11 protein-coding genes are annotated in these 15,860 nt (G+C 45.3%); 4 read left to right on the forward strand and 7 right to left on the reverse strand.

The annotated features are described in order from the left end of the window. Positions 1-13: 13 nt before the first annotated feature. On the forward strand, positions 14-2,338 hold the full coding sequence (locus IFU39_RS05940; protein WP_149846659.1) for an MMPL family transporter: 2,325 nt from the start codon (positions 14-16) through the stop codon (positions 2,336-2,338). Between the two features lie 107 nt (positions 2,339-2,445). Here IFU39_RS05940 and IFU39_RS05945 read toward each other — a convergent pair whose 3' ends face one another. The 5 genes from IFU39_RS05945 to IFU39_RS05960 form a co-directional block, all read right to left on the reverse strand. Next, positions 2,446-3,039 (reverse strand): gamma-glutamyl-gamma-aminobutyrate hydrolase family protein, encoded by a 594-nt coding sequence (locus IFU39_RS05945; protein WP_244660878.1) that lies wholly within the window; start codon positions 3,037-3,039, stop codon positions 2,446-2,448. Further along, positions 3,008-3,205 (reverse strand): gamma-glutamyl-gamma-aminobutyrate hydrolase family protein, encoded by a 198-nt coding sequence (locus IFU39_RS32815; RefSeq protein WP_244660879.1) that lies wholly within the window; start codon positions 3,203-3,205, stop codon positions 3,008-3,010. Before IFU39_RS32815 ends, IFU39_RS05945 begins: the two co-directional genes overlap by 32 nt. Before the next feature lie 257 nt (positions 3,206-3,462). Beyond that, entirely contained in the window at positions 3,463-5,448 is a 1,986-nt protein-coding gene (locus IFU39_RS05950; RefSeq protein ID WP_192131659.1) for a methyl-accepting chemotaxis protein, read from the reverse strand. A gap of 242 nt (positions 5,449-5,690) precedes the next feature. Continuing rightward, positions 5,691-7,217, reverse strand: coding sequence for a response regulator (locus IFU39_RS05955; protein ID WP_105598682.1), 1,527 nt, complete (start codon positions 7,215-7,217; stop codon positions 5,691-5,693). Between the two features lie 16 nt (positions 7,218-7,233). Then, the gene (locus IFU39_RS05960) at positions 7,234-8,997 is read right to left on the reverse strand and encodes a sensor histidine kinase (protein WP_091016366.1); all 1,764 of its coding nucleotides are present in this window, start codon (positions 8,995-8,997) and stop codon (positions 7,234-7,236) included. A 206-nt stretch (positions 8,998-9,203) separates the two neighbouring features. Here IFU39_RS05960 and IFU39_RS05965 point away from each other — a divergent pair, with 206 nt between their 5' ends. From IFU39_RS05965 to IFU39_RS05975, 3 genes are all read left to right on the forward strand, one after another. Beyond that, complete coding sequence (locus IFU39_RS05965; RefSeq protein ID WP_091016368.1) at positions 9,204-10,517, forward strand: ABC transporter substrate-binding protein; 1,314 nt, start codon at positions 9,204-9,206, stop codon at positions 10,515-10,517. A gap of 68 nt (positions 10,518-10,585) precedes the next feature. Beyond that, positions 10,586-11,458 (forward strand): carbohydrate ABC transporter permease, encoded by an 873-nt coding sequence (locus tag IFU39_RS05970; RefSeq protein ID WP_036670879.1) that lies wholly within the window; start codon positions 10,586-10,588, stop codon positions 11,456-11,458. A gap of 1 nt (position 11,459) precedes the next feature. Beyond that, positions 11,460-12,290 (forward strand): carbohydrate ABC transporter permease, encoded by an 831-nt coding sequence (locus tag IFU39_RS05975; RefSeq protein ID WP_017688542.1) that lies wholly within the window; start codon positions 11,460-11,462, stop codon positions 12,288-12,290. A 117-nt stretch (positions 12,291-12,407) separates the two neighbouring features. Here the strand turns inward: IFU39_RS05975 and IFU39_RS05980 are convergent, their stop codons facing one another. Next, the gene (locus IFU39_RS05980) at positions 12,408-13,112 is read right to left on the reverse strand and encodes an SDR family oxidoreductase (protein WP_036616036.1); all 705 of its coding nucleotides are present in this window, start codon (positions 13,110-13,112) and stop codon (positions 12,408-12,410) included. Between the two features lie 221 nt (positions 13,113-13,333). Further along, positions 13,334-15,748 (reverse strand): RNA polymerase recycling motor HelD, encoded by a 2,415-nt coding sequence (gene helD, locus IFU39_RS05985; protein ID WP_105598681.1) that lies wholly within the window; start codon positions 15,746-15,748, stop codon positions 13,334-13,336. Positions 15,749-15,860 lie beyond the last annotated feature (112 nt).

Genomic DNA, 15,860 nt, shown 5'->3' on the forward strand with positions numbered 1-15,860 from the left:
GTAAAATAGAGAAATGTCTACATTATTATACAGAGTGGGGAAAACCGCTTTTAGCAAACCTGCAACCTTCATCATTGGCTGGGTTTTAATTCTGGGAATTGTCATCTCCATGATCAGCATCAATGGTATTCACATCAGTTCTGAAATGAAGATTGAAGGCACAGAGTCGCAGAAGGTTCTGGATCAATTAGCAAAAGAATTGCCAGCCGCCTCCGGCGGTCAAGGAAGTGTTGTATTCAAGGCACCGGACAACGAGCGTTTGGATACGCCTGAACGTTTGGCTGCCATGATGAAAGGTGTTAATGAAGTTTACGCATTAGACAAAGTCCTTAACCCTGCCGATTATGCAGCTGAAGCGAGTAATTCAGGGGCTTCTGCAGAGATTGCTCAGAATGCTCAGTCTGCGGGTGCAGCTCAATCCGCAACAACCACGCCTCCTCCCTATGGACCTTTGATGGTGGATGGTGTTCCTGTACCTGGTATGCTGATCTCTTCAGACGGTAGTATTGCACTGTTCCAGTTCCAATTTACAATCGAGCAGTCTGCCATCACGCAGGATATATTTGATTCCGTTATTCAATCCGTTATGACGGTAGAGAAAGGAACCAACATTACGGTCTTGCCAGGCGAAACGCTCAAAGCGGTATCGATTGGGGTCGGCTCCGCAGAGATTGTTGGACTGGTCATTGCTGTAATCGTATTGTTGATCACCCTCGGCTCCGTCGTTGCAGCAGGTCTGCCTCTGATCACTGCATTACTGGGTGTTGCGATCGGAGTAGGTGGAGCATTCTCAATCTCCAAATTCATCGAAATGCCAAGTGTCACTTCCGTCCTGGCTCTCATGGTTGGATTGGCTGTTGGAATCGATTACGCTCTCTTCATTGTTAATCGTCAACGTCGAATGATCATTGATCAAGGCTTGAGCGCAAAAGAAGCAACAGCCAGAGCCATTGGTACATCGGGCAGCGCAGTATTTTTTGCCGGGTTAACCGTCATTATTGCACTGTGCGGTATGCTTGTCATCGGTCTCACATTCTTGTCTACGATGGCTTTGGTCGCAGCTGCCACCGTGCTCATCAACGTATTCGTTGCTTTAACCCTGTTGCCGGCTTTGCTGGGATTGGTAGGAGAACGCATCTGTTCCGCCAAAGCTCGTGAGAAAAGCAAGAAACATCCTAAAGCCGCTAGTCACGGAGTTGCGGATAGATGGGTGAAATTCATTATCAAGAATCGTTGGGCTATCATTATCGCGATTATCGTTATTCTTGGTTTTGCCGCGACACCTATCACCAAAATGGAAATGGGTATCCCTGGCGCTTCCTCAGCGAATCTCGATACGGACGCAAGACAGAGCTATGATGCTATCTCGGAAGGCTTCGGAGAAGGATTCAACGGACCACTTATTCTGGTCGCAGAGCCTAATCAATCTTCTGCAAAAGTCACGCCGGAACTCTTGGGTGGTCTGATGATGGAGCTGCAAGATCAGAATAACGTAGCACAGGTTACACCGCTTGGTATGACAGAAGATTTGGCTATCTTTAGTCTCATTCCAAAAACAGGTCCTAACGATACGCTCACTAAAACAATGGTCAGTGATCTGCGCTCGGCTGATTCGAGTATCGCACAGACCTATGATGTGAAGCTTGGGGTTACTGGTCTTACGGCTGTTAACATTGATATGTCTGCCAAATTGGCGCAGGTATTCCCTATTTATGTAGGCATTATAATCCTGCTATCGCTGATCATCCTGTTACTTGTATTCCGTTCGATCATCGTTCCTATCAAAGCTACAATTGGCTTCCTGCTTAGTATCCTGGCCACATTCGGGATTACGACTGCTGTATTCCAATGGGGTTGGCTGCATTCGCTCTTTGGTTTCGATACTGGCGGCCCGTTGCTGAGCTTTATGCCGATCATCGTGACAGGTATTTTGTATGGCCTCGCGATGGACTATCAAGTCTTCCTTGTTAGCTCTATGCGGGAATCATATGTCCACGGTCATCGCGGGACCGAATCCGTCGTTCATGGGTACAATCAGGTCAGTCGTGTGGTTGTTGCCGCAGCAGTGATCATGGTCTCTGTATTTGCAGGATTTATATTCACTGATGATGTCATGATCAAGCAGATTGGTTTCACCTTGGCGGTAGGCATTCTGATTGATGCTTTCATCATCCGTATGGGCTTGGTTCCAGCCATCATGGCTATTTTCGGAGATAAAGCTTGGGCACTTCCGAAATGGCTGGATCGCATTCTGCCAAATCTGGATGTTGAAGGCGAGAAGCTGATTGCTTCCCTGAATGCTGAAGAGCATGCGAACACGAAGTCTGGATTAAAATAATCCTGCCAATAGAAGGGTAATACCAGGATTACTATTACGACTATATTCACCAATACTAAGACCTCCTCTGTTTTTATAAACAGGAGGTCTTTTTTCTTTTTCACATTTTATGCGATGATGTCTTCAATATGGATAGTATAGCGTGGGGATTTAGCAGCATGAACAAACGCCGCAAATAACTTCTGACTGTAGTCATCTACTTTATAGCTGTACTCTGGATGCCACTGCACAGCCAAAACAAATGAACGGTTTGGCATGACCACGGATTCAACGAGTCCATCTTCAGCGACTGCCACGGCAGTTAACTTATCCGATAACATCTTGAGTCCCTGATGGTGGTAGCTGTTCACTTTTATCGTATCGGTTTGCAAAATATCGTATAGGATATTATTTTCCTCGATATGTACATCATGTACAAGATCTGTATACGGCGGACTTTGCTTATGATTAACGATCTTGTTCCCATGAAGTTGAAGGTTAGTCGGAATGTCTTGATATAACGTTCCACCCAACATAACGTTAAATAGCTGTAGTCCACGGCATATGCCAAACGCAGGCTTATCTAGCTCAATTACCTTTTGTAATAATATCGACTCCATCATATCGCGTTCAATACACAACTCTCCACAGGTAACCTCAGCATGCTCATGATACAGCTCAGGATTGAGATCATGTCCCCCGGTGAACAGGAACCAACCCATCGAACTGATTAGCCAACGTTGCTATGATCTCGGTATCCGTTGTCAAAGGCAGCATAATTGGAATCCCACCTGCTCCTTCTATGGCGTTCATATAATCTGGAAGCATCCAGTAACTTTTTTTGTCCGTATCATACAAAGGCAGTACACCGATCATGGGCTTTTTCATGGCTTTCCCTCCCAGCTTTTCATTCATTTTATCAGATCTCTTCATATATAAATTCACTGAATTATTGCATTATCCTACCTCCATCATCTACGAACCCGTTTCATCCGGAATGTTGGAAAGGATATGAGGAGGAGGAGTGCTCAAGTGATCACATTCTTACTAATCTCTCTAAATGCAAAAAGGCGCTCCATTTGGGGAGCGCCTGGTGCTTTACATATCTCTTTACATATTTCCTTACACATTTACTTACTTCTACTCTAGAGCTTAAACCGGCGAACCAATTCTTGCATGTTCTCAGCTGTTTTGGATAGCTGTGCAGATGATGCGGATATTTCCTGCATTGCCGCCATTTGCTCTTGGGCTGCTGCTGAAGTTGTCTGAGCACTGTCAGCCGACACTTTAGAGATGTGACTCATCGTGGCAACTGTAGCCGAGACTTCTTCCGTACTGGCTGACAACTGTTCGGAGACAGTGGAAATATCCTGAATTTGATCCACGATATGTGTTGTATACTGTTCAATATTCGATATGGTTGCTGAAGCTTCTTGGCTGATCCGGATTCCTTCACCAACTTGATTACGAACTTTATCATTCATAAGAGACGTGGATTTGGCAATCAGATCAAGCATTTTACCAATGGTAGCGCCAATCTCGTCCGCACTTTGTTTGGATTGCATCGATAACGTTCGTACCTCGCCTGCAACGACAGCAAAACCTTTTCCATGCTCTCCTGCTCTTGATGCTTCAATAGAGGCATTCAGTGATAGAAGATTGGTTTGCCGAGAGATATCCGCGATCGCTTCATTCATTCGATTGGCTTCGGCAGACAGACTGGACAGCTCATTAATCAATGCCGAGGTTTCTTCAACAGCTCCGAGAATATGTTCCATTTGTTCTCCGACCTGGTTAATGGTTTTGCCACCATTAGCAACAGCGCGCTCCGTCTCTTCAGCCGAATCTACAATCGCACTCGCAGATTCTGCAATTGTACTGATGCCTCTCGCCATCTCTTCGACTGCATTTGCTGTCTGTTCCGAATTTTCCGCTCCAACGATAGCTGACTCCGCAGTCTGTTGCATGGTTACAGCCACATGTTGTACCGATTGAGTCGTTTGTTCTGTACTCTCCTGAATCATCTGGGAAGAGTGACTTAACAACGATGACGTCTGATGAAGTTCGGCAACCACCGATTGAAGTGAAATGGTCATCTGGTCAAAATCATTGGCCAATATGCCAAATTCATTTTCAGTTTTAAGATTAACCCGTTCAGACAGATTCCCTTCGCTTACGCTGCGAGTGGCCTTTCGCAGTTTTTGCATAGGTACGATAAAAGATCTCAGGATGAAAAAAATAATTACACCAGCAATCAATACAGATATCGCAATGACGGTTAAACTCGATACCATGATGGGCTTCGCTGCGGCGATAAAGTCTTCATGGCCCATTAAAGCAATGACATTCCAACCCGTCAAAGCATTAACACCGTTATATACCTCCAGATCATACGCCAGATCCGTTCTGACAAATTGGGAAAATGCCATCGGTTCATCGGAACTTGAAGCCGTATTTGGATGGACTGGAATTCCCTCGATGAGTGCTCCGCCAAGCTCTCCTCCCCCACCGTTTACAATGGCACCGGACCAAGCCACGATGGTTCGATTGGAGTCCACCACAATCAGACTCCCATTACCTCCGACATCCACAATCGATATTTCATTTGCTAATCGCTCCAGATCAAGTTTAATACTTGCTACACCTTGTTCATTTGACAGAGCTTTTGAAATCTCTACATAAATCTTCCCGGATACCGAATCTTTCATAATACTCGAAAAATAGAGTGATCCATTGTTACTTATACCATTGGTGTACCATTCTGTGCTGCGTGGATCATATGTTGCATCCTCAATTGCTGGAGAAGATATAACACTGCCTTGGTCGTTGCCTACGGTTATGGCAATAATATCAGGGTATGTATCAGCTAACTGGTCGATTCCTACTTGTATTACTTCGTTGTTCGCCTGACTGGGATCGGAGCCATACATGCTGTCTATGTAACTCAACATTTCTGCTTTTTCCCCTACCAGATTGTTAATATGCTGTCCTGTCATCGTTAAAATTGTATTGATGGGATCTGTCATTTTTTGTTGCACCTGATCTTTGGCACTATGATACGAGAAATAACCAATAAGTGCAGTTGGGACAATAAGCACCGCAAGGAAAGCTGCAATGAGTCTAGTACTCATTAATCGTAAACCAGCTCCTCCTTTCTTATAAAATGACCTTTTTTTCTTTTTCTTTTCCAAAGTGAATCTTCCTCTCTTTATCCATTTTTGGTAGAATCAATCGGCAAGTAAACGCAAAAAAACCCATATATATGCACACCCAAAGAAACTTTGAGCATGTATATACATAGGTATTGCCTGAATGAATTCAGTAACAAGCCGTATTTGTTAGTATTATAGCATAAGTAAAAAGGGTTTGTTAACTATGATTGGGTCTTTATACCAGACATCTGTTGTTTATAATCGGTAGGACTTAGCCCCGTATACTCTTTGAACACCTTCGAGAAATAGTGCTGATCGCTAAATGACAACAAATCGGATACTTCCTTAAACTTCATGTCGGGTTGACTTTCCATCAGTCTGACTGCCTCCTGAATGCGAAGCCGGGTGTAATACTGAACAAACGTAATTTGTGTTGCATTTTTGATCACTCTGCTGACGTACGACGGGCTAATATGAAACTTCATGGCAATGTCGTTGATAGATAATTGAGAGTATTTATTTAGTTTTACGTAATCGTCAATCTGTTCGAACAGGATCGCCTTGCTTTTTCGAACGTGGGATTGCAGCATATCGAAGCACTGTCCCGTCCATTCCGCCAGTTCCCTGCAAAAATCGGCATAGGACTGTGCCTGGGCGAATTGTCTTGACCGAAGCTCCAGACCCAATCTCATGCCCGACCCCTGTTCCTCGTACAGATGAGCAAACGTGTCTACGACCAAACCAATAAACCGATCCACCTCGGTCATATGTACATTATCCTCTGCCCATCGATTCAGCAATTCGGATAACTTAAGAGCAAACCGTTCTTTCTGCCGAGCCTGTATCATCTGTACAAAAGCAGATTCCTGCACCGGATCCAGACAGCCTGTCTCAGATCTGGCCATCGACACCGGATTACCGGTATCCAGCACTATTCCTTGTTTCAACCGTTGCTGCTCAGACAAAATGGACGACATGCGGTGATAGAGCTCCGGCAGATTACCAGACTCAGCGAATAGAAGTTGTCCTCCAATGATCGCATCGATGTCATGCGCAACCAAATGCCGTCGCATCGATTCAAGACACTCATGTACGGAAGAGTACACCTCAAGTGCACTCTTATTGACAAAAGCGATAAATTGATATGGGGTTTGACTAGTGTAAACACGACAAGGATGGAATGCAAAAAAATCCTGCACTATGCCCTCAAGTTCCACCTGCACCCATCGTTCATGCCCTGCGGTAAAAGGCTGTTTGCTCATAATAATCATCATCTGGCTGAATAAAGGCGGAAACTCCTCCCCTTGTTTGGGCGTAGTCTCACCTTGGGGATGAATGATTTCCTGCAAATCCAGCAGTTCCTTGGACATCTGTTGATCAAGTTGATCAATTACCCGACCCATGACTTCTTCAAGCGCCTCTCGCTCGACAGGTTTTAACAAATAGTCAAACACTTGCAGGTTCAATGCTTTTCTTGTGTATTCAAAATCGCTATAACCGCTAATCAAGATAACCTTCAGATCCGGGTTGGCAAGCTTGGCTTGCTCAATCAGGGACAGCCCATCCATTTTCGGCATTCGTATATCTGTCAACAGCAGATCAATCGGTGACTGCTTTATCGCTGCCAAGGCTTCCTCTCCATTCGTTGCCGTAGCCGTTACACGAATTGGGAAGCTCAGCGTCTCCAAGAGCATTTTAATATTACGTAATATCGGTTTGCTATCCTCAACGATCATCGCGTTATACATCGCCTATACCTCCTTGCTAGTAAAAATCCTTCGTCAGTGAGCCGATGATTTGAATCGTTGCTCCATGTTGCTCTTCCGCATGATTGTTAAATATATTAATAAAGAGCCGGTTGTTATACATTAGTTTGAGTCGATTGACACTGTTGATAATCCCCATGTTACCAAGGGCTGTTCCACGATTGGCAGTCTGGTTCATTCCAGAACCCGATGCCTGAATATTGGCTAAAATCTCCTGGATCTTATCCGGTGGAAAGCCCTCTCCGTTATCTTTGATCTCCAAAGCCCATAATCCGTTATATTGCTTCACGGTAATCTGGATACGCCAAGGCGGCGTAGTGTTGGCAAAGGCATGTTCAATGCAGTTTTCCACAAACGGCTGAATGACCAACCGCGGCAACCTGATATCGTTCGCCAGCTCGTCAGCACTGATGTCCCACTCCAGATCCTCTTCGTACTTTTGTTGTACAAGGGACAGATAATGTCTCGTATGTTGAAGCTCCTCAGCCAAAGTTACATGCGCGTATGGTGAAGAGACAATATAACGCAGACTGTCCGAAAGATGTTTGCACATATCCGATACAACTTTGGTCTTCCCCTCTTGGGCGGCAATACTGATCAGGTATAAGACATTATGAATAAAATGAGGTGCAATCTGGGCTTGCAGCGCCGAATTACGTGCCTTTACTTCTTCATGAAGCGCCGACTTTTCCCGGTCAATCGATTGCTGCAGCCTCTCCATCAGATCCTGAAAGGCTTCATTCAACAATGAGAGATCGTTATTCTTCGGCGTTTCATCCACTTTCAGATTCATATTGCTGTAGTTCATGCGCCAGATCTGACCACGTAGCTTGCGGATAGGCAGCAGCAGGTTACGTGTCGACAGGAAGATATACACAAACGAAACCAGCATCAGTGCTGTAATCAGCAGAATGGACATCGTCTGAACCGAATGGATCGAACCCAGAACAGATTTTTTGGGCGTTATGATATACGTGATCCAGCCTGTACTGGGTGATGTGGAATGCGTGATATAATTGTCGTTTTTGTCCACATCCAGTCCCTCGTCTGATGAAGGCTTTGTCCAATTGGCAAATGTCACACCCGTTTCCGAGCCGGTCATCTGCTCCCCTTGTTCATTCAGAATATAGACATCGCCAGCGGTAATGCCCTCCGTCAGATTTTGTATGTAGGCCTGTTCCATCTGGATGCTAAGATAACCGTACACCTTGCCGTTCTGATCATTGATCGTGCGCACAAAGGAGATCGTATCGTCTTGACGCAGCAGAACAAAACCACTTTCCGTCCAATCTCGTCCGACCTGACTACTCTCCATCATGGTGTTCAGTATTGCGGGAGGATTGCCCGAACCCAGATATGTTGTCAGGAGAACACCGTGTTTGTCGTAGATGGACATGTCTTTGATATTCATACTCGGCCCGATAGCCTGAAACATAATGTCTTTGATGATCCGAATCTGTTTCAGCCTTTCATAATTACTATGCGCAGAGGAGCTCTTGTCCATGGCTGCAAATATATTTTTGCTGGATAATATTCGCTGCGACATCTGGTTCTGTTGTTCTACGTAGAGATCAACTTGCTCTCTTACCTTCGTAGCTGTAACGAGCGTATCCTGCTCTGTTTTCAGTTTGAGTGGGCGGACAACAATCACATTCACATAAACGATAAAACAGCCCAGCACAAACAAAAGCAGAGCCAGAAATGTCAAAAACACCTTTGTCTGCAAACTGAATTGAGTTGCTTTATGTATGAGCTTTGCCATTCTCAGAGATGCCCTCCTGTTCTGACATGATGTGAAATCCCTTATATTCATGTCTACTCTATCACGGTATTTCATGAAATGATAGCGATTTCAAGTTCAGGATTTTACACATCAACGTTCAAGCACAGACATGTACCGGGGCGAGAAAAGAATCTATAATCGGACTTGTAAACGGATTCACTACACGTTTTAGAGGGGGATTTGCATTGAAAACAATAAAAAGAAAAAAGGCGTTTTCCATTATTCTGGCCAGTTTATTATCGGTCTCGTTAACGGCTTGTGGATCAGGAGGTACGGATTCCGGGACTGCTGCTGGCGGGGACAGCAAGAGTGGCAAAGTCACATTGGAGCTGGCAATCTCTAAAAGTTCTCAGGACTCTGCCTTCATCCAGCAGGACATTCTCGATGCATTCGAAAAACAAACGAACATTCGCGTCAATTTGCAGCTGATTCCAGCGGAACAAACAACAACTGTACTGCAAACCAAACTGGCTGTAGATGAGACGCCTGACATTATTCAGTACAATCTGGCGAGCGCAGTCACGGACCTGAACCTTGAACGTAACTTCGAGATTCTGGACAACGAGCCTTGGGCGAGCAGAATTGTGAACAAAGACGTCCTCTCTTCAGGTGGCCATCTCTACAGCTTCCATGTCAGCCAAGATACAGGGATGCAAGGGGTCGTTTATAACAAACAAATCTTTGAAGAACTCGGGTTGTCAATTCCAACGAACTACGAAGAATTCCTGGCGATCTGTGAAAAAATCAAAGCAAGTGGCATTACACCTGTATTCATGCCTTACAAAGATGCCTGGGCTGCCAACATCTGGCCTGCAGCAGCTTTTGCCGATTTTGTAGCCAAAAATGAACCGACTTTTTTTGATGAGTTGAACAGCAATAAGAAAAAATGGTCTGATATCCCGGAATTCAAAACTTTCCTGGAACAACAATATGAAATTTACACCAAAGGTTACACCAACACGGATGTGCTTAGCGACAGTTATGACATGGCTGTAGGTAAATTCCTGAACAAGGAAGTAGCCATGATGTTTATGGGCGATTGGTTAATCGAAGGCGTGGCCGAGCAAGATCCAAATATGGAACTGGGCGTATTCCCGATTCCATCGTCGGATAATGCCAGTCTCGGTGCAAGTCCACTCGGAGGACAACTGTTCATTCCGAAGAAATCCAAACATTTGGATGAGGCGAAGCAGTTCCTGGACTATATCGCTTCCAAAGATGTCGCACAACAGATCGTGGATTCCAAAGGATACGTATCCAATTTCAGTGACGTTACGACACCGGAACTGCCAGCTTACAAACAGGATATTGTAGACAATTATATTACGCCGAAGAAAACCGTGCTGACAACGGACGCATACATGCTGGTTGATCGCAGCGAACTGTACCGATTATTGCAGGATCAGTTTGCAGGCGGATTGTCACCGGAAGAAGTACTGAAATCCTGGGATGAGAAGTTCAGTCAGCTGATGCAGGATAAAGGTGTAGAAGGTTTCTAAAGAGTGAAATATAAGGCAGCATAACAGGATCGACCGTTATGCTGCCTAGCTATAACGGAGTGTGAGACATGAAAAGGACTAAAAATTTGTATTCGTATTACATGATATTTCCCGCACTGATCATCTACTCCATCTTTTTCGTTGTGCCTGCTCTCGCCGCTTTCTATTACTCATTCACGGATTGGCGGCTGGATCGGCTGGAGCTGAAGTTCATCGGGTGGGATAATTTCCAGAAAATTTTCTCGGACAAAACGCTTATTCTGGCGCTGAAAAACACGGCGATATTTGCAATCGTCACTGTCGTGGGCAAAAACGTTATCGGTCTATTGCTGGCTGTAGGACTTAACATGCGATTAAGAACGAAGAACCTGCTACGTGCCATCTTCTACTCTCCTTCCATACTCAGCATTCTTGTGATCAGCATTCTGTTCACTCCCATGTTGCGTACCGAAGGTACGATTAACAATCTATTGGAATCTGTAGGGTTACATTCGTTAAGCCAAGCTTGGCTGACCAACCCATCAATTGTGATCTGGACGATTGCCATCGTCTCGATCTGGCAGAGTGCAGGGTTCCAGATGGCCATCTATCTGGCGGGCCTGCAGTCCATTTCTCAAGAGTATTACGAGGCCGCCAAGATTGATGGCGCAAGCTCGTGGAGAAGTTTTTTCAAAATCACACTACCACTCTTGCTGCCCGCGATTAACATTAACTTGATGTTGACCTTGATCGGTGGACTCAAAGTATTCTCCGAAGTATATGTCATGACCGGTGGTGGCCCGGGTAACGCTTCACAGGTCGTAGGTACGATCATTCTGCGATCTTTCGGCGAAGGCAACTGGGGACTTGGTACCGCGGTCAACACTCTACTGTTCGTGGTCGTTACCATTATCGCTATACCGCTATTGATCTTCATGCGGCGTAAGGAGGTTACGGAATAACATGGGCTATACACGCAAACTCGCCATCCGCAACTATATCGTGGAAGGTTTCCTGATTCTGGCCTCTCTTATCGTTCTGTTGCCGCTTGTCATTCTGATCTTTGGTTCATTCAAAACCAGCGCCGAAGTACTTAGCTTCTCCCTGAGTTTTCCGGAAACATGGCAGTTCTCGAACTATGTTCGTGTCTTCCAGGAAGGCGGTCTGTCGCGAGCGTTCTTCAACAGCATTTTGATTACTGGCGTATCTTCCATTATTAATATCGTTGCCTCTTCGGCAGCGGCATTCATTCTGGCACGTCGGGAAACCAAACTATCCGGCACGATCTACATGTATTTCTTCATGGGACTGATTGCACCCATGTCGATTATTACGACCATTCGTGTTGTACAGGGATTGGGATTCTACGGCAGCATCACAAGTGTTATCCTGATCTACGCCGCGTTAAATACAGCCTTCAGTGTCTTCTTGTATAGTGGATTTATCAAAACCATTCCACGAGCGCTGGACGAAGTGGCATTTCTGGAAGGAGCAAGTGTGTTCGGGGTGTTCTTCCGCATCGTCACGCCGCTCATCCTGCCCGTTAACGCAACGGTAGCCATCATGGTGTTCATGTCCGTATGGAATGACATCACGATTCCGGTGTACTTCCTGACAGACAGTTCCACCTGGACGATGCCACTGTCGATCTACAATTTCTACGGCAAATATAGCCGGGACTGGAACCTGATCTTCGCCAATCTCGTGCTAACTTCCCTGCCTGTATTCATCCTGTATCTATTCGGGCAAAAATATATTGTCAGCGGCCTTACTGCCGGTGCAGTTAAAGGTTAAACCTCATATTCTCACCGTTCTTGAAGGAATGGAATTGGAGAATTCATGACGTACTCAACCCCCACCTATCTGGTGGGGGTTGCTTTATTTATAGCGTGAAAATGCATCTACACCTCTTTATTTTTGAAACAATTGCGGGTAAAGGGCAGCAACACCACCAGCAAGACCCTGTTGTACATTCCGGCTGGTATCATCAGCAATAATCTCGTAGAGATCCGCTTCGATGGAATCTATTGCAATTTTGGCAATATCCGTTGGACTCGTTTTTGGTGCATCGATACCTGCCGTCATATCCGTATCCATGAACGCCACGTGCAATCCGGCAACACTAACGTTCTTAGGGGCTAATTCCAGACGTAATGCATTCGTAATTCCCCACTGAGCGGATTTTGCAGCTGAATATGCACCTGAGTTACCAAGGCTGAGCCAAGATAGAGCAGACAGGATATTCAGTATCGAACCGCCTCCATTCTTCTCTATCACCGGTGCAAACGCACGAATCATTGAAAGCGTACCGAATACATGTGTATTGAACTCCAAGTGAATATCGTTCAGCTCACCTGTGAGCAGAGAAGCACCTGTAGCGGAACCAGCATTATTGATTAGAAGGGTTACATCACTAGCTACCTCAGCTGCAGCCATGACAGATTGTGGATCAGTAATATCGAGTTGCAGTGGAATAGCCCCCGGCAGATCAATGGATTCAGGATTTCTTGCGCCAGCGTAAACTTTTGTTCCCCGCGCCAGCAATTCAAGAGCAAGTTCCTTGCCCAACCCTCGATTAGCCCCACTTACAATAGCAACTTGTTTAGAAATATTCATTTATTATTACTCCCTCTCATTGAGAATTTATTTATTTTCGAGTTGTTATGGGAATGATCATTCTCATAACTCCCAATAACAACTTATCACAACGGGAACGATCAGTAAAGAATAACTTTTATGATTCATATCTTCATAAAAAAAGGATGCCCGATAACCTTTGAAAAAAGGCTCCGAGCATCTTTCTTTGGTCCTTCATTGAAAATGGATTTACATATGGATTATGATTTTATGTCATACAGATTCGCAGGTAACGCCTGCACAAATGGTGACCAGTCACTCACTGTATATAGATGAAGTCGGTGCATGGCCCGTGTACATGCCGTATACAGAAGCTTGCGATCATATTCCTGGCTGTAATCAACGGGTGAAGCATCATAGACCAGGACAGCATCGAACTCAACGCCTTTGGCTAGGTACACAGGAATAACCATGATTCCTTTTTCGAAAATCTGTGTGTCCTTTGATATGAGCTGCAACCCTTCGCCGCCTTGACTTTGCAACCTTTCATAGGCGTCACGACTTTCAGCCGCGGTCTTCGTAATCACAGCGATGGAATCAAATCCCTCTGCCTTAAGCGCGGCGATGTCTGCGATAATCTGCGCACCACGCTGCTTTTCGTCCTTCAATCCTGTTAAAAGAGGCTTCTGATCTCCCCTTTCAAACGGTCTGATCTCTTCTCCACCTGGTAACATCTGTCTCGTGAATTCAACAATCTCTTTGGTTGAACGATAACTGCGTACGAGCCGTATCAATGTAGTATCGGCTTCTCCATATAGGTGAACCAATGGCGACTTGGACGCTGCTAACTCCGTAGCCTGCATAAAGATCGCCTGCCCGAAATCCCCCAGCACCGTCATGCGAGCACGAGGAAACAGTTTCTTCAGATATTCGTATTGAAACGCCGAATAATCCTGGCCTTCATCGACAAAGACATAACGAATCTCTGTGTTCGTCCGGACGCCTTCGATCATCTCTTTTACATATAAATACGGAGTAGCATCCTCATGGAACAGCTTGTTCTGAAGGATCATGGCTTTGGTCTGTTTACAAATCTCAGGCCAGTGCTGTGGGGGGATTGCCCCATTCGTTTGTTCCCGATAAGCGGCTTCATCTACAAATAGTTGTTCGTATATCCCTTTCACATCCACGAACTGGAATTTCCGCACACTCTTTCTTAAAGGTTTAAACATATCTTTCACCAGTTTCTGACGAAGCAACTCCTCTTCCCGCACTCCAAAGTTAAAGGCACCCTCATCTTGCTCTGCGCTGTTATTACCGTTATCTCGTGCTGCGTATTTTTCCGCTACATCGAACACAGGCTTTTCTTTGTGCAACATGCGGAAAGCTTCCACATACTCATCCGTGTCCAGATAATTCAATTCCTCCTGAACCCAGTCTGCTTCCCGTTCCAGACGTTCCAGCGAGACAAGTTCTCTCAACAACCATTCCTGCAAAAGAAGAATACGGTTGGACAAGGTAAAATTTTGATCCAAACTGTAAAATTGAGTCTTAATTCGGTCCGCAGTGATGAATTCACGTCCCCGAAATTGAATCCCGTTAAACCGCATCCCCTCTCTTCCTAACCACTTACCGTAGTTTTGGAGCACTTGCAGGAATGTCTCGGAAGCTTTGTACTTAATCGCCTCCAGACGAGCTTCATATCCCGGATCATTCTGAGCTGTCAGCACATATTCAATCTGATCAAAGGCATCCTCTGGTCGTAAGGAGGAATCCAACCAATAATTCAGATATTCCTGGAAAGTTGTCTGCTGCATGTTCTCTTCGCCAAGTTCAGGAAGCACGGTGGAAATATAACTGGTAAACATCGGATTCGGCGAGAAAAGCACAATCTGATCTGCTTTGACGGTCTGGCGGTGTTTGTATAGTAAGTAGGCCACTCGCTGTAACGCAGCTGACGTCTTGCCACTGCCAGCTGCCCCTTGAACGATAAGCATTCGGCTTCGGTCATCACGGATAATGGCGTTTTGTTCCTTCTGGATTGTTGCTACAATGCTCTTCATTTGTGAGTCTGCACCCTTGGCGAGCACTTGCTGCAACAATTCGTCACCAATCGTCTCAGTTGAATCAAACATGCTATGAAGCTGCCCATGTTGAATCTGGAATTGACGCTTGAGCTCCATCTTTCCGTCGATTCGTCCTGAAGGTGTGTCATAACTTGCTGGTCCGGGAGAGTGATCATAGTACAGACTCGCAATTGGCGTACGCCAGTCATAGATTAGAAAGTTCAATCCATCTTCATCCATGAAGGATGATACGCCGATGTAGATCTGTTCCGTCAATGTCATGCCTTTTTCCTTATAGTCGAAACGGCCAAAATACGGCGTTGGAAGCAGTCTCTTTGTATTTTTCCATTGTTGTGTTAACAGCTTGTGCCCGCGCTCCCTCTCGGCCAACACTCTGGACTGCTGATTAATGGTATAAAATGCATCTTCAAAATCCGTGTACGAACCCGTATTAATCGTCACTTCTTCCCAAAAGCGTTTACGAATTTCGGCAGCCTGTTCATGCAGTCCTGCAACCTTCGGTTCTAACTCGTCGAGTCGTGCCTGAAGTTTGTTCCTCACCCGCACTAGTCGTTCCTCTTCCAACTTCCATTCCACTGTTTTATCCATGAATGAGTCCACTCCCTTTTCCATTTATTAGGACCAAAAAAAGAGCATTGACAAATCGGAATGTCGGATGTAAAATTAAATTAGGAGAAATAATGATTCATCCTTTACACTC

The sequence above is a fragment of the Paenibacillus sp. CFBP 13594 genome, assembly GCF_014842675.1.
Classification (GTDB): Bacteria; Bacillota; Bacilli; order Paenibacillales; family Paenibacillaceae; genus Paenibacillus; species Paenibacillus amylolyticus_B.

Excerpts from the sequence above, each read along its gene's own strand:
- IFU39_RS05940 (WP_149846659.1), top strand. The coding sequence starts at position 14 with ATGTCTACATTATTATACAGAGTGGGGAAAACCGCTTTTAGCAAACCT.
- IFU39_RS05945 (WP_244660878.1), bottom strand. The coding sequence starts at position 3,039 with ATGGGTTGGTTCCTGTTCACCGGGGGACATGATCTCAATCCTGAGCTG.
- IFU39_RS32815 (WP_244660879.1), bottom strand. The coding sequence starts at position 3,205 with ATGAAAAAGCCCATGATCGGTGTACTGCCTTTGTATGATACGGACAAA.
- IFU39_RS05950 (WP_192131659.1), bottom strand. The coding sequence starts at position 5,448 with ATGAGTACTAGACTCATTGCAGCTTTCCTTGCGGTGCTTATTGTCCCA.
- IFU39_RS05955 (WP_105598682.1), bottom strand. The coding sequence starts at position 7,217 with ATGTATAACGCGATGATCGTTGAGGATAGCAAACCGATATTACGTAAT.
- IFU39_RS05960 (WP_091016366.1), bottom strand. The coding sequence starts at position 8,997 with ATGGCAAAGCTCATACATAAAGCAACTCAATTCAGTTTGCAGACAAAG.
- IFU39_RS05970 (WP_036670879.1), top strand. The coding sequence starts at position 10,586 with ATGAAAAGGACTAAAAATTTGTATTCGTATTACATGATATTTCCCGCA.
- IFU39_RS05975 (WP_017688542.1), top strand. The coding sequence starts at position 11,460 with ATGGGCTATACACGCAAACTCGCCATCCGCAACTATATCGTGGAAGGT.
- IFU39_RS05980 (WP_036616036.1), bottom strand. The coding sequence starts at position 13,112 with ATGAATATTTCTAAACAAGTTGCTATTGTAAGTGGGGCTAATCGAGGG.
- helD (WP_105598681.1), bottom strand. The coding sequence starts at position 15,748 with ATGGATAAAACAGTGGAATGGAAGTTGGAAGAGGAACGACTAGTGCGG.